A 17,726-nucleotide genomic window follows, 5' to 3' on the forward strand; every position below is an offset into this window, starting at 1 on the left:
TTGTGAGCTTGACGGTTTGCGGCTGCACGGTTGTACAGGTGTCCGGCCCAGCGCAAACAGCGGTGTCGTATCACGCCGGCGCGGTGCGCATTGAGCCCGGCGACGCACGCGGGACGTTGGTTATCAAAACAGCGGGCATTGGCGTCGTTCCGCTACAGGACGGTGTGGCGATCGGCTTGGCAAAAGAAGAGCGGATCGTCATTGCGGGCGACGCGCCTTGCAAGATCGTGTTGGTTATCCGAAACCAACCCGACCTGCAGAAAGCGAAAGAACTACTAGAAACCATTTCTGCGGGCAAAAACATCTGCACCGCAGATTGATAGGGCGACCAAGGGAGGGGTTATGTACGCGAAAACCGCAACGGCGGCAGCCATTGCCTATGCGCTGTCCGGATGCACCGCGCTTCCGCAATCGGCGCTGATTTACTCATCGCGCAGTACGGTAGGGATTTCGTTGACGTCAAACCCGGCGAGTTCTTCGGGGATTACGGTCAGCGCGGGGGTGGATATCGTGGACGCGGCGTACGTACCGGTTGCTGTTACGGCCAAGGCGCCGGACGGCAGTTCCGGCAACTCAAAGGTGATCCCCATTGAGGCCACGTATGGCTCGCTGGACGGCAAGAAAGACCCATCCACCGCGGTGAACGAGGTCAACGCGCAAAAGATCGATGATTACGTGAAGGCACTGAACAACGTGGCGATCCTGTCCGCTCAGGTCGACGCGCTGAAGGAAAAGGATCGACTGAACAATGCCTATAACAGTGCAAAGAACGCCAGCGCTGCACTGCGCCAGAAGAACCCGCCGCCCAATCCAGCAGACCAGCAAAAAGCTGACACGGACGAGGCGACGGCCAAGCAGGCGTTTGACACGTTCTCTTCACTGCATCCCGTCAACGGCGATTTGCAAACCGCAACCAACCAGCTCCAGGCAGCACAAGCGGAGGCCAACCAAAAACGTACGACAGCGGCAGAAGCAGCCGGCCTCCTGAAACAAGAGAAGCGGGATGCGTTCTCTGTGTACGGCCGGTTTGATGGCAACGTGTCAGGCGGTGGAACCGTCGCCGCTACGGATGGGAAGGCCGCTCCGTCTACATCGGTCGCCTTGCTGGCAGGCAAGGTGTTTTCAACTGGGGTGGCCTCACAAAATCTGACCGAAGCGGCGAAGGTCAGCGCATCCAAAGAGGCCATCGCGCAGTGCATGTCTACGGTGAATGCTGCAGTGGCAAACATGACCACGGAGAAAGAGGACTACAGGAAGAAGTTGCTGGATGCTTGCGCGCGTTAGCCGCGCCACATTTCGACTGCACACGGCGCCCAATCTCCAACACGATGCCCGAGCACATGAATATCGCGATCATGCTGGAGCGCACGACATCGCCGGCAGATCGACTGACGACCATTTCCGCCCTGGCCACGGCGTTTTCCCGATTCTTTGGCGAGCCGCAGGAGGTCTGCCGCATCAACTACGTGACCGGGGCGTCGGAATGCGAAGCGTGGTCAGCCGCCCCACGTCTGCTTGAAGAGCAGCCCGGCAAACACGAACTGCTCTTCGTGTATGGCAACCGCGTGGCGCTACTCGATGGCACGCGCAGCAGCATCCATACGGAAAGCAACGGCATGCGGGCGAGCTTTGTGGTGTCTTTGCCTGTGCCGCTGAGTTTGGCGCTCGCCAAACTGGAGCCGCACCTTCTGGACGCGGCTGAAGCCATCAGCCGTGTGGCAGACACGTTTGTGATTGCTGGAGGCTGGGAGCTTGAACTGGGCGTGGACTTGCAGTTGCAAGACATATTGCGAGGCGGCTTCACAGACTTCCCGTTGGCCCGGTGGCTGGCGGGTCCGACGCCGTTGTTCTCAAGAGGGCGGTCGGGCTTTGCAGCGGTGAACAGATGTGACGACATCACGCTGCTCAGACGTGTCTGAGTTATGTGGGCGACTTTCAACGCTACTGGCCGCGCTAAGTACGCCGAAACAGTTGCCGAAGCGTATTCGTCGTTGCGTCCGCAACTCGGGATCGCGGACGCACCGATAGCAACTCTCTGGCTACGAGACAGGACAACCGTTCGTGGATGCCCGGGTGCCCAACACGTCCGGCACCTGGGCGATTGACTCAATCAACGACGTCTTTAGCCACGCAAATGGCGCATGATGAATTCGTCGTGCGAAGGGTAAGCGTCATCCTCGGAATCGGACTGCACCTCTCTTAACAGTTGCCCGGCCTGCTTTGTTGAGACGTCGTGACCGGCCTTCTGCATTTCATCGCGAAAGACCTTTGCATTGGCGCCTGCGGGGCTCCGCTTCGAACCCAGCACATGCGCCGGGGGAATCGAGTCCCTGGTGCGCAGCGCAGGCCCCTCGGAGTAGGGGTCCTGCTCCAGATGAACGTTGTTTGCAACACCAATCGTGCGCACGAGCGCGGGCCGATCCGGGTCGGCATACATGGCGAAGTCTTTCGCCATCTGACGGCTGCTTGATAGGTAGTGGTGTTCGCTGGAAGCGGTGACGCCGCCACTACTGAATCGCATCATGAAGTTGCCACCGCCGCCCTCCGTCGCTCCGTCGCTTTTGCGTTCCTTCTGGAAGCCGTTTTTGCGGATCGATGGCACGTGCTCGCGCTTGGTGCCGTGGTAAAGCGTGCTGTCTTCGTACACACGTCTCGCGAAGGGGACCAGGCCGCTCAGCGCTGCATCAGGACGCGAGCCCTGTGACGACGTGGCGCGGTTGTTTCGTGTTTCGACGTCCGATTCATATCCATCGGAACCGTATGTGACGGGACCGTGCGCCCCGCCCGTTTTAGAGATGCAGCCGCCCATAGTGATCGGAGTGTTTGGTTAGCAATGAACTCCATTGTTGTCGCCGGCTGGGGCAGGCATGGCAACCGTAGCGAAGGTATGGGCACGATCCCGAAGCGATTCGTCAAGCCGCCCATTCTCGATCTCTTATAAAAAAACCCGAAAGCCGGCAACCAGCTTTCGGGTGACGTAATGACTGATCGACGGATCGTTGATCGATCAGTCCTCCCCACATCAGTTGCTATAGATCAGCCCACGCGCGGCGCCATTGACGTAGATGCGGCCGTACGTGTTCCAGTCGCCCGCCATCACGCCGGAGCCGCCAAATTGGTGTGCGTCGTCGTTGAAGCGCGACCACGTTGCGCCGCCGTCGTCAGAGTGGTAGATGCCCCAGACGCCGTTGAGCGTGCCTTCTACGTAGATGGCAGCGGAGTACGGCGCGCCCGCTTGTGCCTTGCCCAGGGTGAGCACGGTGGCGCCCATCGTGCCGTTGGCGGATGCAAAGGCGTTGAGCTTTGTCCACGTGGCGCCGGAATCCACCGAGTGGTACACGGCAGCGCCGTCAGCCAGCCAGATATCGCCCTCGGCGTTGGGGTTGACCACCATGGATGTATCCCACCACGAGTTCCAGGCCATGTTTGCGTTGACGGAGCCCTGGCTGAGCGTGAAGGTGTGGCCGCCATCGTTCGAGACGTAGACCTTGCCGCGCTGCCAGCTCCACGGTGCGCCGCCGGAGTCGTAGGCGTAGACCTTGTTGGGGTTCTTGCGGTCTGCGGCCAGGCGGTAGCCACGGGCGTAGCCGTTCCAGGTGGCGCTGAACGCCGGCAGGTTGGTGGCCGTCCAGCTCGCGCCATTGTTGGTGCTGTACGACGGCACCGAATCGGGCGGTGCCCAGGTCACGTTGTTGCGTGACGGCACGACCAGGTTGCCTACGTTGCTCTGGCTTGCGGCGGCGCCATTGGGCAGCGATGCAAACGTCGACCAGCTATTGCCGCTATCGCCAGACCAGAAGCCCTTGGTGACATGGCCGTTGGCGTTATCCACACCTGCGGCGGCAATGTACGACGGGTCGGCCCACGACATGTCGGCAGAATTGCCGCTGCTCCACGTGTTCAACGGGCCTTTGGTGGGCCGCGTCGTGAGGTCTGTATTGACCCACGTGCCGATGTCGCCTGCGCTGTTGATGAAGTTGTACGAGGCACCGGGCGGCGCCGTCACGAGCGCCAGGGTGACGGTCTCTTCAAGGTTGTCGACCTTGGCGCTCCAGGTGGGCGCGGGCGACGAGGCGTTCATGGTTTCGCAAATGCCGCCGCCATGCACGTGCATGATGTGGTCGCGGTTGGCGGGGTCGATTGCGACGCTTTCCACCCAGCCGGCGCAGCCACCTGCGGCGGTTCCGGTATGCGGCATGCCAGCCGCGATTTCGTGCCAATTGAGGCCGCCGTCGTCAGATAGCTGGATGCTCTTGCTGGTGTCGCTCCAGCCCGTCATGCCCAGCGCGATGCGCGCAGACGCGCCGAGGCCGAAGACAGACAAGCCGCCAAAGCCGTTGCTGGTGGAGCTCTTGAGCTGCGTCCAGTCGCTGTTGTTACTGCCGCCAAATTTGTAGAGATAGCTCGGGCCGCCAATGCCCTGGCCCACGCCCGCGTTGAACACCATGTAGAAAGTGCCGTCAGACGTGCGCACCACGTGCGGGATGTAGTAGCCCGACACGGTGGACGGAACCGGCACCGGCGCCCACGAGTAGCCACCGTTGGTGGACTTGTACAGCGTCGACGTCAGGCCCGCCGCCTTGGCGTAGTCCGGCGCGACGGTGGCCCACATGATCCACGTCGGCTGGCCGGCGCCCTTGCCCGACGTATCGAAAATCACCTGCTCAACGCCAATGGGTGAGCTGCCGCCGTTGATGGTGGTGGAAGACAGGCCCGTGACCTGCGTCCACGTGCGGCCCGAATCGGCGCTCTTCCAAAGGCCCGCCGTGCGCGAGCCGTAGAACAGCGTCGACGGGTTGTTCGGGTCCACCTGCAGGCGCTCGCCGGTGCCACGGCCGTTGTCGTTGCCGCCCACGGGGAATGGCAGGTCGTAGTGCGTCCAGGTGTTGCCGCGGTCGCTGGAGATGTAGATGCGGCCGTTGTGACCCTGCGTGACGGTAATGCCCGTCATCATGTAGACGAGCTGGTCGTTGTTCGGGTCGAGCGCGATGCTTTCAACGCCGTGGAAATCGCCCTCGCCTGCGCCAAAACCGATGCCATCGGTGATGGGCGTCCAGGTGGAGCTGGCCGTGTCCCAGCGGTAAGCGCCGCCAACGTCGGTGCGTGCATACAGCAGGCCCGCGTTGCTCGGGTGGTAGATGAGGCCGGTGACATACCCGCCGCCGCCCCATTTGACGCTGGTCCAGGTGGTTCCCGACTGGCCGCCGCTGGGCGAGACGACGGTGCCTGTGGTTGCGGTTGTGGCCGGTGTAGCCGTGCCGCCGCTACCGGCGACGCTGCTTCCGTCGCCGCCGCAGCCAGCCAGAAGAGCGGCCAGCAGGGCCGGGATGAGGACGTTGCAATTTCTATTCATCAGGGGTCTCTAGACTTCGATTGTTCGATTGATCGATAGGCCAGACGGACGGGCGAACCCTGCAGCGCTGCGGTAGCTCGTGCGTTTGGCTGAGAGCGCGGCGGCTGCCGGTGGATGCCACCCCCTACTAAAGTGGGGTGTCGCGCACCGGGTGCGATAAGACACCGCGCGCGTGCGTGGGTCAACGCAATGTGAGTTTTGTTGAGACTTGGGGCTGAACCGCCTGATGGCGCTGGCTTTGCGTGGCGGTGGAGCGCCGTGTTGGTGCGCGCAGAATGGGTGCACGCCGCGGGTGACGTGTCACCAGACAAACTTATAATGTCGCCCGGCCACCCGCCTACGCCGCCACCGCCTGCCGCGCACAAAACTTGCGCTGCATACGCAGTGGCGCCGCCGCCGCACCATCACCCGGCCGAGCCCTTTTGCCCAACGCCATGCCCTACCGCTTCCGTCCGTTGTCTGTTTTGTGCGCTGCTGCCAGCATCGCTGCCGCTTTGGCTGCGTGCAGCTCTGCGCCCACGCCGCTTTATCAGCAGGAGCAGTTCGATGCGGCGGCAAGCCCGTATGCGCGCACCTTCCACGCCAAGTCCGACGCCACGTGCGAGGCCGCGCGCCGGGCGCTGCTGAGCCAGGGGTATGTGTCGAGTTCGCCGCGCGCAGACACGATCGACGGCAGCAAGAATTTCCAGCCGAGCAACGATTCGCACGTGGTGATCTCGTTCCATGTGGTGTGCGCGGAGGCCAATACGGAGGGCACGTCGAGCACGGCCTATGTGAACGCGGTGCAAGACCGCTACACGCTCAAGAAGACGAGCACGTCGGCAAGCGTGGGGTTGAGCATCCTGGGCTCGGTGTCGCTGCCCATCGGCTCGGGTGACGATTCGATGGTGAAGGTGGCAAGCGAGACGATTCCGGCCGGGGTGTTCTACGAGCGCTACTTCAACCTGGTCGACCATTTCCTGAAGATCGACCCCGCCCGCCAAGATCGCAAGATCGCCAAGGCGGCAGAGAGGGAACACGTGGCCCCGCTGCCCGAGCCCGCCCCCACGCCGCAGGGCGAGCCGATGAAGATGACCACGCCGGTGGTACCCACACCCGCCGCGCCGCCTGTGCCGGTGGCGGCGCCGGCATCGGCTCCGGCTGCTGCACCGGCGTCTGCGCCTGCAGCGGCGCCTGTGGTTGCGCCGGCCTCGAAGGCGCCGGCTGAAGCTGCACCGGCATCAGCCCCTGCAGTGACGACCCCGGCACCAGCGCCGAATACCGCGCCCGCATCTGAACCGGCGAGTTCGACAACGGGCGGCGCGAGCTGAGCGCGATGCACGCGTCGATTGCCGCTACATAAGAGGAAAGCCGCCTTCGGGGCGGCTTTTTTGTTGGGGCGCGTATTGGAGCGCTTCTGGCTTCTGCGGGCGTCAGTCAGGCAAGCACGTGCGCAACGTTCGTGCGAGACGGGCCGCTTCACTCGCATCCGCAATGTTGGCGAAGCCGATCACAAGGCCGCGTGGCGCGTGCAACATTCGGGCATTTGCATACCAGATCGAAAGTGGCAGCACGGCGAGCCCCGCCTCACGGGCACGCGCGGCAACGGCAACATCGTCGACAGGGCCGTCTGCCCCTTCGGTGAACTGCACGGCGAACTGGACGCCACCGGGCGGCAACTCGACATGCAATCGGTCGCCAAACGCACGCTCCAGCGCGTGCGCGATCAACATGCGCCGCTGGCCGTACAACGCGCGCATGCGCTTTACGTGGCGCGCGAAATGTCCTTCGTCCATGAAGTCTGCAACCGCCGCCTGCAACAGCGTTGGGGAGCCGGCGTTCATGCTGCATGCCACCCGCGTGACGCGCTCGATGGCGCGCTCGGGCACGACCGCATACGCGAGCCGCAAACCCGGGAACATCATCTTGCTGAACGTGCCGCAATAGATGACGTGATCATGCCGGTCGAGGCTCTTCAACGCGGGCAACGGCCGCCCCTGATAGCGGAACTCGCTGTCGTAGTCGTCTTCGACGATCCAGCGAGACCCCTTCTCTGCCCAATCCAGAAGCGCCATGCGTCTTGCGAGCGAAAGTGTGTGCCCCAACGGGCTCTGATGAGACGGCGTGACCAAGGCAAAGCGTGCTTGCGTATCCAGTTCGATACCGCGCTCGACGTTGAGCCCTTCTTCATCCACCGGCACCGGTACGAGCTGCATGCCGGTCTCGGCCAGAAAGCTGCGCGCGAGCAGGTAGCCCGGGTCTTCAAACCATACGTGGTCGTTCGGCTGGGCGAGGCTGCGCAAGACGAGTTCCAGCGTTGCGCGATAGCCGCCGGTTACGAACACCTGCTCGGGCAAGCAGGTGACACCGCGCGACAGCCCGAGATAGGTGGCGATGTGTTCGCGCAGCGGCCGGTAGCCGGCCGGATCGGGGTACGCAAGCACCGCGCGTTCAGCACTGCGCGCATGACGAGAAACCAGCCGGTTCCATACCTTGCGCGGAAACGCGTCGAGGGCGGGCAGGCCCGGCTGCAGCGGGCGTGGCTCGCCGCTCATGGCCACGGCAATCGTCAACGGGCGCGCGGGGGTTGGAGGCAGTCGAAGTGATGCGTCCGGCGTCTTGTGGTCGCGCCGTCTTCCTGCGCCCCGCCTGCCCTCCGCCACCGGAGGCGCTTCCCGCCTTGCCGAACGCACCACCGACGCCGGCAGCGATGGCGACACGAATGTGCCTGCCGCCCCGCGCATCTGCAGGTAGCCCTCATCCACCAGGATCGTGTAGGCCAGCTCCACGGTGCCGCGCGCTGTGTTCAGTTGTGCCGCGAGGCCCCGCAATGCAGGTACCCGATCGCCGGGGCGCAGATGCCCGGCCGCGATGGCCGTCCGGAAACGCTCGCAAATCTGCAGGTAGATCGGCACTGACTCTTGCCGGTCGATTTCGATGGTGAGTGCGGGTGTGGGAGCGTTCATGGCGGCCTCGACGGCAAGAAAGGCGGAGACGACTTGGACTAGTCATTTCGACAATTCTTGGCCCTTATTTATAGGGCGTGATTGTTCCACACTGGGTCTCAAGCGATGCGACGACAGCGACATGTTCAGACGGCGCCGCGCCCCTCCAGCACCCTGTGCATTCACTGACTCTCATTCGGAGAATCTGCCATGAAGATTGTCGTAATCGGTGGTTCGGGCCTGATCGGCTCACGTGTTGTCGCGCTGCTTAGCGAGGCCGGTCATGCGGTGCTTGCCGCTTCGCCGCGCAACGGCGTCAACTCCGTGACGGGCGAGGGCCTGAGCGATGCACTCACCGACGCGGATGTCGTTGTTGATGTGACGAATGCACCGTCGTGGGAGCCGCAAGCAGTGCTCGAGTTCTTCCGCAGCTCGGCGCGCAATCTTGGCAAGGCAGAGGTTGCCGCGGGGGTGCGCCATCACGTCGCGCTGTCTATCGTCGGCACTGATCGGATGGCGGACAACGCCTATTTCACCGCCAAAGTTGCGCAGGAAGAGGCCATCGAGGCGGCCGGTGTGCCGTACACGATTGTGCGTGCGACGCAGTTCATGGAGTTCATCGGGGGCATTGCCGACTTCAGCACGGTCGCAGGCACGGTGCGCGTCGGTAACGGTTTGTTCCAGCCGATCGCGGCCGACGATATTGCGGCGATCCTCGCGCAGGTGGCAGTCGCGGCACCGCTGAACGGCACGATCGACATTGCCGGACCGGACCGCGCGCCGTTCGCCCAGATCATCGCGCGCTATCTCAAATCCATTGGCGACACACGCCCGGTCGTGACGGACCCCAACGCGCGCTACTACGGCGGCTTGGTCGAAGAACTGTCGCTCGTACCGCTGGGCGACGCACGGATCGGCCGCATCAGTCTCGACCAGTGGCTCGCCGCACAGGCAAAAAGCCACTGACCACTGACCACCGACTCACACATCCCACCAGGTCCGGGGCCGCGCATTACGCCGTTGCCGGGCACCGCCAAGCGGTCATCTCATCAGGAGCGCATCATGACGCAACGCCTCAACTACTTTCAGCAATCTCCCGAACTGAGCAAGAAGCTCGTGGAGCTCAACACGCTGCTTCAGAAAACGACCATCGAGACGCACATCCGCGAGCTTGTCGAGCTGCGCGTGTCGCAAATCAATGGCTGCGCATTCTGCGTCGACATGCACGTCAAGATGGCGAAGATCCACGGCGAGCGTGAACTGCGCCTGTACCACGTGGCGATCTGGCGCGAATCGACGCTGTTCTCGCCGCGCGAACGCGCCGCGCTGGCATGGGCTGAGGTGCTGACCCAGATTCCCGCCTTGGGCGTGTCAGACGAAATCTACGACAGCGTGCGTGCCCAGTACTCCGAAAAAGAGCTGGCCGATCTGACGTTCCTTGTGGGTGCGATCAACAGCTGGAACCGCCTGAACGTGGCGTTCCGCATGGTGCCCGGGTCATCCGACAAGGCATTCGGGCTCGACAAGGCCCATCTGGAGTGATGCCATGAAAAATCCAGTGTCCTTTGCTGCAGCCGTGGTGTGCTCGTGCCTGCTGATGGCGCAGTTGGTCAAGGCTGCGCCGGAAGCGAGCGTGACGCCGCTGCGCACGGAATCGTTGCCGGAGTACGCAGGCAAAGAGGTTCAGATGATCGTGGTGGACTATCCGCCCGGCTCGGTCGACCCCGTGCATCGCCATGACGCGCACGCCTTTGTCTATGTGCTCGAAGGCAGCATCGTCATGAGTTTGAACGGCGGCAAGGAGGTCACACTCAAGGCTGGCGATACGTTCCACGAAGGCCCCAACGACGTCCATACCGTCGGGCGCAACGCCAGTGCCACGCAGCCGGCCAAGTTTGTGGTGTTCCTGATCAAGAAGAAAGGCGCGCCGATCCTGACGCCGGTGAAGTAGCCGAGTCTTCTACGCAGGCATCGGCAACGCCGATGCCCTTGCAGGCGGGCAAGAAGAGCTCCACCGCAGCGTTCTTGCCTCGCACCTTGCTTCCCTAAGAGAGCTGATCCGCCGATCCGCGCACAAGCGGAGGGCGCCGCTTTGCCATTCGACACAACACGTGAGCTGGATCATGAGCACGTCGACAACGAAACCCTCGCGCCCCGATCGGCGGATTGGCCAATCGCCGGGCGATGCTCGGGCACGCCGGGCACACCGGGTCAGCCCCGCCGCGCGCGCCATTCCCGTTCTGGTGGCCGCCGTGTTGGCCGGCTGCGCCAACTATGCCGGCATCACCAGCGATAAGCACATGGCAGATGCCAGCACCTACGCCGCCACGCAGAGCATTCCGGCCGAGCAAGGCCGCTGGCCATCCGCGGATTGGGCGGCGCAGTTTGGCGACGCGCAACTCAAGGCGTTGATTGACGAGGCACTGCAGATCAGCCCTTCGCTGGAAATGGCCCGTGCCCGTGTGGCGGCCGCCACCGCGTTCAGCGAAGGCGCCAATGCCAACACGTTGCCGCAAGTGGGGGCCGGATATTCATGGACGCGCCAGCGTTTTTCGGAAAGCGCGCTGGTACCGCCCCCGTTTGCAGGCGCCTGGCAATCGGAGAACAAGGCGTTCATCAATGCGTCGTACGAGCTGGACTTGTGGGGCAAGAACCGCGAGGCGCTCAAGTCTGCGGTGTCCGCCCTGCATGCCAGCGAAGCCGAGGCGGAGCAGGTCAAGCTGACGCTCAGCGGTGCAATTGCCCGCGCCTATAACGAACTGGCGCGTCTCTACGCGCTGCACGACATCGCGCAGGATGAGGTCAAGCAGCGCCGCGAAGTGCTGCGCGTGACCAACGGACGCGTCACGCTGGGTCTGGATACCGAGGTGGAGAAGCGCACCGCTGAAGCCAATCTGGCGTCCAGCGAAGTCGCGCTCTCGTCGCTGGACGGCAGTCTCCAGCGCACGCGCTATCAGCTTGCGGCACTGCTCGGGCAAGGGCCGGACCGTGGGCTTGCGATCCAACGCCCCGCCCTTGGCCCTGGCGATGCCGTGCGGCTGCCAGACAACCTGCCGGCCGACCTGGTTGCACGCCGCCCGGATATCGTCGCCGCGCGCTGGCGCGTAGACGCGACCTTGCACGACATCAAGGTAGCCAAGGCGGAGTTCTATCCGGACATCAACCTGAGCGCCATGATCGGCCTTGACGCCTTTGGCTGGGGCCGCTTCCTGCGCGCCGCCAGCCGCACCGCGTCGGTTGGTCCGGCGATCCACCTGCCGATTTTCGATGGTGGCGCCTTGCGCGCCCAGCTCAAGGGCCGCTATGCCGAATTCGACTTCGCCGTAGCGCACTACAACGAGACGCTGGTCAACGCCTTGACCGAGGTCGCCAGCCAACTCTCGGACATCCGCGCCGTCGACGCGCAGATCGACAACGCCGTGCGCGCCGATACCGCCGCGCGCCGCGCACAAGCCCTGGCGCTGGCGCAGTACAAGGCCGGCCTGACCACACAGTTGACGGCGTTGAACGCGCAGACCAACGCGCTGGTCAGCAGCCAGGCGCTTGCCAACCTGCGCATGACGCGCCGCGACGGGCAGATCGCCCTGGCGGCTGCATTGGGCGGTGGCTATACAGCGCCCGCCGCGAGCGAACACGAAAAGGTGATGCGATGAACCAAACGACCCACTCAGCCCCCGCCGTCGAACAGACCGGCGCCAAAGCCGCCGCCGCCACCCAGCCGGCCGGCAAGCGGTCCCGCAAACGCCTGTTGATCCTGCTTGGCCTGAGCGCCGCGCTCGTCGCAGCAGGTTATGGCGCGTACTACTACACCGTTGCGCGCTTTCACGAGGAAACCGATGACGCTTATGTCAACGGCAACCTGATCCAGCTCACGCCGCAGGTGAGCGGCACGGTGGTCGCCGTCAACGCTGACGACACACAGATCGTCAAGGCCGGCGAACCCGTGGTCACGCTCGACACTGCCGATGCAAAGGTCGCGCTGGCTGCAGCCGAGGCAGCGCTCGGCCAAACCGTGCGACAAGTCAGTGCGCTTTATGCCAACAACAATGTGCTCGCGGCGACGGTGCAGCAGCGCCAGATCGACCTTGCTCGCGCACGAGGCGATCTGCGCCGCCGCGCCGAGGTGGTCGAATCCGGCGCGGTGGCTGCGGAAGACTTGGCCCACGCCCGCGACGCAGTCACCGCCGCCGAAGCCGCGCTCGACACTGCGCGTCAGCAGCTTGCTTCCAACCGTACGTTGACCGACCAGGCCACCGTGACTGCCCACCCCAGCGTCCTGGCCGCTGCGGCCAAGGTGCGCGAAGCCTATCTTGCCGATGCCCGCAATGCGCTTCCCGCGCCAGTCACCGGCTACGTTGCGCGCCGATCCGTGCAGGTAGGCCAGCGCGTGGCACCCGGCAACTCGCTGATGGCGATCGTGCCGCTCGACGGTGTGTGGGTCGATGCCAACTTCAAGGAAGTCCAGCTCCAGCACATCCGGATTGGTCAGCCGGTCGAACTGCATGCCGATGTGTATGGCGCCAAGGTGACCTACCACGGCAAGGTTGTGGGTTTTTCTGCCGGCACCGGCAGCGCGTTTTCGGCCCTGCCCGCGCAGAACGCCACGGGCAACTGGATCAAAGTGGTGCAGCGCGTGCCCGTGCGCGTTCAGCTCGATCCAGCGGAGTTGCGCGAGCATCCGTTGCAGGTCGGACTGTCGATGCAGGTCGACGTGCAAACGCGCCGGGAAGACGGTTCGCGCCTTGCCAGCAGTCGCCGCAGTGGTGGCGAAGCACCGGTCCGCACGACCTACCGCACCGACGTATTTCAGCGCTACGGCGAGCAGGCCGATCGTGAAATCGCCCGGATCATCTCGCAGAACCACAACGCACCGGTCAGCACGGAACAGGCGGCCGAACGCGTAGCGCTGCAGAAGCCGAAGGCAGTGCCGCAGCCGGAGCAGAACCGGTTGCGTGCGGCTCCCGGCGCGTCCGCACATCGCGCGGGGCCGGCGGCGGCCTAGACGATACGTCGCGCCTGCGGCCTGTCTTTTCGCATTTGCCTGCCATATCAGCTTTTCATGTGACCCACTCCCTAGGGAGCGCATCATGCAGCCCCAAACCCAGACCTCAGCCGTGCCACCTCCATTGACCGGCGCCAAGCTCGTGATGGGGAGCTTTGCCGTGGCCCTGGCCACGTTCATGAACGTGCTGGACTCGTCCATCGCCAACGTCGCGATCCCGACCATTTCCGGCAACCTTGGCGTGTCGGTGGATGAGGGTACGTGGGTCATCACGCTGTTTGCTGCCGCCAACGCCGTCGCCATCCCGCTGACGGGCTGGCTGACTCAGCGCGTGGGCCAAGTGCGCCTGTTTGTTGGGGCCATCCTGATGTTCGTGTTGTCGTCGTGGCTGTGCGGCATTGCGCCCAACTTGGTCACGCTGCTGGCCGCGCGCATCCTGCAGGGCGCCGTGGCGGGGCCGCTGATTCCGCTATCGCAGTCGATCCTGCTGTCCTCTTATCCCAAGGAAAAAAGTGCCGCCGCGCTTGCGCTGTGGGCAATGACGGCCACGGTCGGGCCGATTGCCGGCCCTGCACTGGGCGGCTGGATGACCGACAGCTATTCCTGGTCGTGGATCTTCTACATCAATGTGCCGGTCGGCTTGTTTGCCGCAGCCGTCACCTGGGCCATCTACCGTGACCGCGAAACCGCCACGCGCGTGCTGCCCATCGACCTCGTGGGCCTCGCCTCGCTCATCACCTGGGTGGCGTCGCTGCAGATCATGCTCGACAAGGGCAAGGACCTCGACTGGTTCAGCTCGCCCGTCATCGTCATCTTGGCCGTCGTCGCGCTGCTCAGCTTCCTCTTCTTCGTGATCTGGGAACTGACCGAACCGAATCCGATCATCGACTTGCGCCTGTTCAAAGGCCGCAATTTCTTGGCTGGCACGGTCGCCATCTCGGTGGCCTTTGCCATCTTCTTTGCCAACCTCGTGGTGCTGCCGCAGTGGATGCAGCAATACCTGGCCTATCCCGCCGTCAACGCAGGGCTTGCGATGGCGCCGTTGGGCATTTTTGCCGTGCTGCTGGCGCCGGTCGTGGGCAAGATCCTGCCCAAGTCGGAATTGCGGGTGCTTGCCACGCTGTCCTTCCTCGGCTTTGCCGGCGTGTTCTACATGCGATCGCAATTCAGCACCGGCGTAGACATGTTCACGCTGGTGCTTCCCACGTTGCTGCAAGGCATTCCGACGGCGCTGTTCTTCGTGCCGCTCACGGCAATCATCCTGTCGGGTCTGCCACCGGAGAAGATTCCGGCAGCTGCCGGGCTGTCCAACTTCGTCAGAGTCTTCTGCGGAGCAGTGGGCACGTCGTTGGCCACGACCGTGTGGAACGACCGGGCCGTGCTGCACCATGCGCGTCTGGTGGAGCAGGCCAGCCCAGGCAACCCGCTGTATGCCTCGGCGCTTCAGTCGATCGAGTCGACCCTGGGCTTCAGTCCCGCACAAGCCGCTGCCTACTTCGAACGCGGCCTGAACACGCAAGCCATCATGCTTGGACTGAACGACATATTCTGGATTTCAGGCGTGATCTTTGCCGCAGTCATTCCGCTGATCTGGTTCACGAAGCCCGACAAAGGGGCCGCATCCAGCACTGCGGCCGCGGCCCACTGACACCAGGAACCGATATGTCGGACAGCGCTCTGCCGCACCGTTGAGAGAGGCACACCATGCACCTGGGGAAATCGTACTCACTGTTCGAGTTCACGCTCTGGTCGAGACGGCAGCTCTATGCCTCTCTGGCATGTGGTTCGCTGCCCGTTCTCCTCTACCAGTTCCTCGGGTTGAAATGGCTGTCGATTCCGGTGTCGGTTGTGGTGCTGCTGGGCACGGCCACGTCATTCATCGTCGGTTTCAGGAATGTGCAGACCTACGGCAGAGCCTTGGAAGCACAGCAAATCTGGACGGAAATCCTGAGCCTCAGCCGAAGCCTGGGTGTCATGGCGCGTGACTTTCCGGCAGCGCCGGCCGCCGGGCGAGACCTGATTCTCCGGCATTGCGCATGGTTGACGGCACTTCGCTATCGACTGAGAAGCCCGCGAGTGTGGGAAAACACCGGCAAGGCAGCCAACATGGAGTACCGGAAGTACTACCAAGTGCCCGAGTGGGAAACATCAGTGGAACAAGCGCTCGCGCGATATCTGCCACAGGCCGAGCTCGACTCGGTTCTGCATGCCGAAAGCAGGACGACCCGACTGCTCGGAACCCAAGCGGCCGCGATCAAACGGCTGCTTTCCTCCGGCGAGATCAGCAATGCCTTCTACCTGGAGTTGGGAGGAGTGATCCGAAGCCTGTTCGTACAGCAAGGGCGGGCGGAGCGCGTCAAGGAGTACCCGTATCCCAGGCAATATGAGGTCATCAACAAGCTCTTTGTCAGTACCTTTTGTCTGCTGCTGCCTTTCGGCATTCTGACTGAGTTCGAAAAGCTCAATGCCAGCGTGACAGGTGTCATGCATGGCCACATGATCTGGCTCGTCATTCCCTTCAGCACGATGATCTCGTGGATGTACCTCGCGCTGGAGCAAGTGGGCGAAAGCACGGAGAACCCGTTCGAAGGCAACCCGAATGACGTGCCCATGGCTCGGATCTGCAGGAAGATCGAACGCGAACTCATGGACATGCTTGGCGAAAAGAGCGATGTGGTCGAACCGGCGGCAGAGCACGGCATCGTCTTGTAGGCCGGGCAAGGCACTTGCCCGGGGGGAGGGCACTGGATGCTGACTTTTCGCCGCTGTTTTTATCCTCCCTTCTTGGTGGGCCTGCCCGAGCCGGCATGACGAATGCGTCAAAAACCTACGAGAAACAGTACATATCGCTGCCGTAGGAGTGTGCGAGAGTGCAAGCCACGGCAATGGCATCCACGTCACATCACGGGCACGCGCACGCTGTGGAATGCCTCGACCGCAAATGCCGGCGCCCGCCCCTTGAGGAGACATGCATGGTCAGCAAGAACACGATCTGTCTGTGGTACGACCGCGATGCGCTGGACGCGGCCAACTTCTACGCCAAGACCTTCCCAGACAGCAAAGTCACCGCCGTGCACCGTGCGCCCGGCAACTATCCCTCCGGCCAGGAAGGCGATGTGCTGACGGTGGAGTTCACCGTGGCGGGCATTCCGTGCCTGGGGCTGAACGGCGGCCCGCAGTTCAAGCACAGCGAGGCGTTTTCGTTCCAGATTGCGACCGACGACCAGGCCGAAACCGATCGGCTGTGGAACGCCATCGTCAGCAACGGCGGGCAGGAAAGCGCGTGCGGCTGGTGCAAAGACAAGTGGGGGCTGTCGTGGCAGATCACGCCGCGTGCGCTCACCGCGGCTTTTACTGATCCGGACCGCGCAGCAGCCAAGCGTGCCGTTGACGCGATGATGACGATGGGCAAGATCGACATCGCCAAGATTGAGGCGGCGCGGCGCGGCTAAGTTCGCCGGTTGCCGCATCTGCATTGCCGAGCGCCAGCGACTCGGCATTGCAGACCAATGCGTTGATCAGGCCGCGCTGGTTTGGCAAAGCCGCGCGGTCACTTCTGCGCCTGCGTGCCGGCCCCCTGGTTTTGGCGCGGGTCATAGCCGGTGAAGTACCAATGCCCGTCTGCTCCTAGCTGGAAACTCACCTTCTCGTAGACGATGCGGCCGTCGGTCAGCCGCGTTGCGAAGTCGACGTTGGCGTACAGGCCATCGGGAACGTCTTTGACCTTCGTATAGGTGAGCCGCGTCACCGAAGCCCAGCCGCGCTGGGTGACAGCCCCTACAGATTTGCGCGCTTGCGTGAGCCCGCTGGCAAAGCGATCCGGCGTGTAGAACCCGCGTACGAAAGGCGCCGTCTGCTGCCAGAGCGCGGTGTAGTCGCCCGCGTCGATGCGCTTGAGCGCGAGCGCAGCGTTGCCGAGCAACTCATCTGCAGAGTCGCCCGCTTCTGCGCCGTGAGCCAGCACGGAAGCGGCGGCAAGCGCGCACGCCGCAACCACCTTGAATGCGCCGTTAAAACGTTTCATCAACCACTCTCCTTCGAATCTGTCTGGTTACTGTGCGGGCTTTGCCGGTGCAAAGGTTTCGCACTGCGGGTCGGCCCATCGCGTCTTGGTCACGCGGTTGTCGTCGTCAAACTGGATCTGGTACTGACACGCGACGGATTTGTCTGCGCTGTGGAAGTGGAACAGGTAGTTCCACACGCGCACGCGAAACACGCTCTCATGAAAGTGCGGCACGCCGATCAGCTCATAGACCTGGCCCTTGGTCATGCCGGGCTCGACCATGCGCAGATGGTCAACGTTGGGGAACGAACCCTCGGGCGTCATCGCCGTGTCCAGTTTGGGGAACGCGGTATCGGTAGGGCCAGGGCCCGCGCATGCCGCAAGGGCGAAGATGCACGAGAGCGTTGCGATGCAGGCTGGGATTGAGCGCTTGTTCATATCAGG

Annotated in this window: 17 protein-coding genes; 12 read left to right on the forward strand and 5 right to left on the reverse strand. The window is 63.4% G+C overall.

The genetic code is table 11. The features are described 5' to 3' along the window. The first annotated feature begins 62 nt into the window (after positions 1–62). From NG898_RS23450 to NG898_RS23460, 3 genes are read left to right on the forward strand one after another with little or no spacing between them, the layout of a single operon-like run. The gene (locus NG898_RS23450; RefSeq protein ID WP_252694665.1) at positions 63–320 is read left to right on the forward strand and encodes a hypothetical protein; all 258 of its coding nucleotides are present in this window, start codon (positions 63–65) and stop codon (positions 318–320) included. A 22-nt stretch (positions 321–342) separates the two neighbouring features. Further along, positions 343–1,284, forward strand: coding sequence for a hypothetical protein (locus tag NG898_RS23455; RefSeq protein ID WP_252694666.1), 942 nt, complete (start codon positions 343–345; stop codon positions 1,282–1,284). A gap of 56 nt (positions 1,285–1,340) precedes the next feature. Beyond that, a complete protein-coding gene (locus NG898_RS23460) occupies positions 1,341–1,919 on the forward strand; it encodes a hypothetical protein (RefSeq protein WP_252694667.1) in 579 nt (192 codons plus the stop codon). A gap of 203 nt (positions 1,920–2,122) precedes the next feature. Here NG898_RS23460 and NG898_RS23465 read toward each other — a convergent pair whose 3' ends face one another. Together NG898_RS23465 and NG898_RS23470 are read right to left on the reverse strand one after the other, a co-directional pair. Next, entirely contained in the window at positions 2,123–2,647 is a 525-nt protein-coding gene (locus tag NG898_RS23465) for a hypothetical protein (RefSeq protein ID WP_252694668.1), read from the reverse strand. A 375-nt stretch (positions 2,648–3,022) separates the two neighbouring features. Further along, entirely contained in the window at positions 3,023–5,353 is a 2,331-nt protein-coding gene (locus NG898_RS23470; protein ID WP_252694669.1) for a sialidase family protein, read from the reverse strand. A gap of 434 nt (positions 5,354–5,787) precedes the next feature. On the opposite strand from NG898_RS23470, the gene NG898_RS23475 reads away from it, so the two are divergent. Then, positions 5,788–6,663, forward strand: a complete 876-nt coding sequence (locus NG898_RS23475; RefSeq protein ID WP_252694670.1) for a DUF2242 domain-containing protein — start codon at positions 5,788–5,790, stop codon at positions 6,661–6,663. A gap of 102 nt (positions 6,664–6,765) precedes the next feature. Here NG898_RS23475 and pdxR read toward each other — a convergent pair whose 3' ends face one another. Beyond that, positions 6,766–8,298 (reverse strand): MocR-like pyridoxine biosynthesis transcription factor PdxR, encoded by a 1,533-nt coding sequence (gene pdxR / locus NG898_RS23480; protein ID WP_252694671.1) that lies wholly within the window; start codon positions 8,296–8,298, stop codon positions 6,766–6,768. 189 nt (positions 8,299–8,487) lie between these two features. Here pdxR and NG898_RS23485 point away from each other — a divergent pair, with 189 nt between their 5' ends. From NG898_RS23485 to NG898_RS23520, 8 genes are all read left to right on the forward strand, one after another. Beyond that, positions 8,488–9,243 (forward strand): SDR family oxidoreductase, encoded by a 756-nt coding sequence (locus NG898_RS23485; RefSeq protein ID WP_252694672.1) that lies wholly within the window; start codon positions 8,488–8,490, stop codon positions 9,241–9,243. A 96-nt stretch (positions 9,244–9,339) separates the two neighbouring features. Further along, on the forward strand, positions 9,340–9,819 hold the full coding sequence (locus tag NG898_RS23490; RefSeq protein ID WP_092974738.1) for a carboxymuconolactone decarboxylase family protein: 480 nt from the start codon (positions 9,340–9,342) through the stop codon (positions 9,817–9,819). 4 nt (positions 9,820–9,823) lie between these two features. Next, positions 9,824–10,228 carry a cupin domain-containing protein gene (locus NG898_RS23495; RefSeq protein WP_252694673.1) on the forward strand — a complete coding sequence of 135 codons (405 nt, stop codon included), beginning with the start codon at positions 9,824–9,826 and terminating at the stop codon, positions 10,226–10,228. A 172-nt stretch (positions 10,229–10,400) separates the two neighbouring features. Further along, positions 10,401–11,930 (forward strand): efflux transporter outer membrane subunit, encoded by a 1,530-nt coding sequence (locus NG898_RS23500; RefSeq protein WP_252694674.1) that lies wholly within the window; start codon positions 10,401–10,403, stop codon positions 11,928–11,930. After that, a complete protein-coding gene (locus NG898_RS23505) occupies positions 11,927–13,279 on the forward strand; it encodes an HlyD/EmrA/EmrK family protein (protein WP_252694675.1) in 1,353 nt (450 codons plus the stop codon). The genes NG898_RS23500 and NG898_RS23505 overlap by 4 nt, the downstream gene beginning before the upstream one ends. Before the next feature lie 85 nt (positions 13,280–13,364). After that, positions 13,365–14,927, forward strand: coding sequence for a DHA2 family efflux MFS transporter permease subunit (locus tag NG898_RS23510; protein ID WP_252694676.1), 1,563 nt, complete (start codon positions 13,365–13,367; stop codon positions 14,925–14,927). 56 nt (positions 14,928–14,983) lie between these two features. After that, the gene (locus tag NG898_RS23515) at positions 14,984–15,991 is read left to right on the forward strand and encodes a bestrophin family protein (RefSeq protein ID WP_252694677.1); all 1,008 of its coding nucleotides are present in this window, start codon (positions 14,984–14,986) and stop codon (positions 15,989–15,991) included. Positions 15,992–16,251: 260 nt separating this feature from the next. Then, entirely contained in the window at positions 16,252–16,731 is a 480-nt protein-coding gene (locus NG898_RS23520) for a VOC family protein (RefSeq protein WP_252694678.1), read from the forward strand. A 98-nt stretch (positions 16,732–16,829) separates the two neighbouring features. Here the strand turns inward: NG898_RS23520 and NG898_RS23525 are convergent, their stop codons facing one another. Both NG898_RS23525 and NG898_RS23530 read right to left on the reverse strand, forming a co-directional pair. Beyond that, positions 16,830–17,303, reverse strand: coding sequence for a DUF4019 domain-containing protein (locus NG898_RS23525; RefSeq protein ID WP_252694679.1), 474 nt, complete (start codon positions 17,301–17,303; stop codon positions 16,830–16,832). 27 nt (positions 17,304–17,330) lie between these two features. After that, positions 17,331–17,720 (reverse strand): outer membrane protein assembly factor BamE, encoded by a 390-nt coding sequence (locus NG898_RS23530; protein ID WP_252694680.1) that lies wholly within the window; start codon positions 17,718–17,720, stop codon positions 17,331–17,333. Between the last annotated feature and the right edge of the window lie 6 nt (positions 17,721–17,726).

Source organism: Ralstonia mojiangensis, assembly GCF_023955645.1.
Classification (GTDB): domain Bacteria; phylum Pseudomonadota; class Gammaproteobacteria; order Burkholderiales; family Burkholderiaceae; genus Ralstonia; species Ralstonia mojiangensis.

What these genes read in the sequence shown, in the direction of transcription:
- NG898_RS23475 (WP_252694670.1), top strand. Translation starts at nt 5,788, where the DNA reads ATGCCCTACCGCTTCCGTCCGTTGTCTGTTTTGTGCGCTGCTGCCAGC.
- NG898_RS23470 (WP_252694669.1), bottom strand. Translation starts at nt 5,353, where the DNA reads ATGAATAGAAATTGCAACGTCCTCATCCCGGCCCTGCTGGCCGCTCTT.
- NG898_RS23455 (WP_252694666.1), top strand. Translation starts at nt 343, where the DNA reads ATGTACGCGAAAACCGCAACGGCGGCAGCCATTGCCTATGCGCTGTCC.
- NG898_RS23500 (WP_252694674.1), top strand. Translation starts at nt 10,401, where the DNA reads ATGAGCACGTCGACAACGAAACCCTCGCGCCCCGATCGGCGGATTGGC.
- NG898_RS23515 (WP_252694677.1), top strand. Translation starts at nt 14,984, where the DNA reads ATGCACCTGGGGAAATCGTACTCACTGTTCGAGTTCACGCTCTGGTCG.
- NG898_RS23520 (WP_252694678.1), top strand. Translation starts at nt 16,252, where the DNA reads ATGGTCAGCAAGAACACGATCTGTCTGTGGTACGACCGCGATGCGCTG.
- NG898_RS23460 (WP_252694667.1), top strand. Translation starts at nt 1,341, where the DNA reads ATGAATATCGCGATCATGCTGGAGCGCACGACATCGCCGGCAGATCGA.
- NG898_RS23490 (WP_092974738.1), top strand. Translation starts at nt 9,340, where the DNA reads ATGACGCAACGCCTCAACTACTTTCAGCAATCTCCCGAACTGAGCAAG.
- NG898_RS23525 (WP_252694679.1), bottom strand. Translation starts at nt 17,303, where the DNA reads ATGAAACGTTTTAACGGCGCATTCAAGGTGGTTGCGGCGTGCGCGCTT.
- NG898_RS23485 (WP_252694672.1), top strand. Translation starts at nt 8,488, where the DNA reads ATGAAGATTGTCGTAATCGGTGGTTCGGGCCTGATCGGCTCACGTGTT.
- NG898_RS23505 (WP_252694675.1), top strand. Translation starts at nt 11,927, where the DNA reads ATGAACCAAACGACCCACTCAGCCCCCGCCGTCGAACAGACCGGCGCC.
- pdxR (WP_252694671.1), bottom strand. Translation starts at nt 8,298, where the DNA reads ATGAACGCTCCCACACCCGCACTCACCATCGAAATCGACCGGCAAGAG.
- NG898_RS23495 (WP_252694673.1), top strand. Translation starts at nt 9,824, where the DNA reads ATGAAAAATCCAGTGTCCTTTGCTGCAGCCGTGGTGTGCTCGTGCCTG.
- NG898_RS23510 (WP_252694676.1), top strand. Translation starts at nt 13,365, where the DNA reads ATGCAGCCCCAAACCCAGACCTCAGCCGTGCCACCTCCATTGACCGGC.
- NG898_RS23530 (WP_252694680.1), bottom strand. Translation starts at nt 17,720, where the DNA reads ATGAACAAGCGCTCAATCCCAGCCTGCATCGCAACGCTCTCGTGCATC.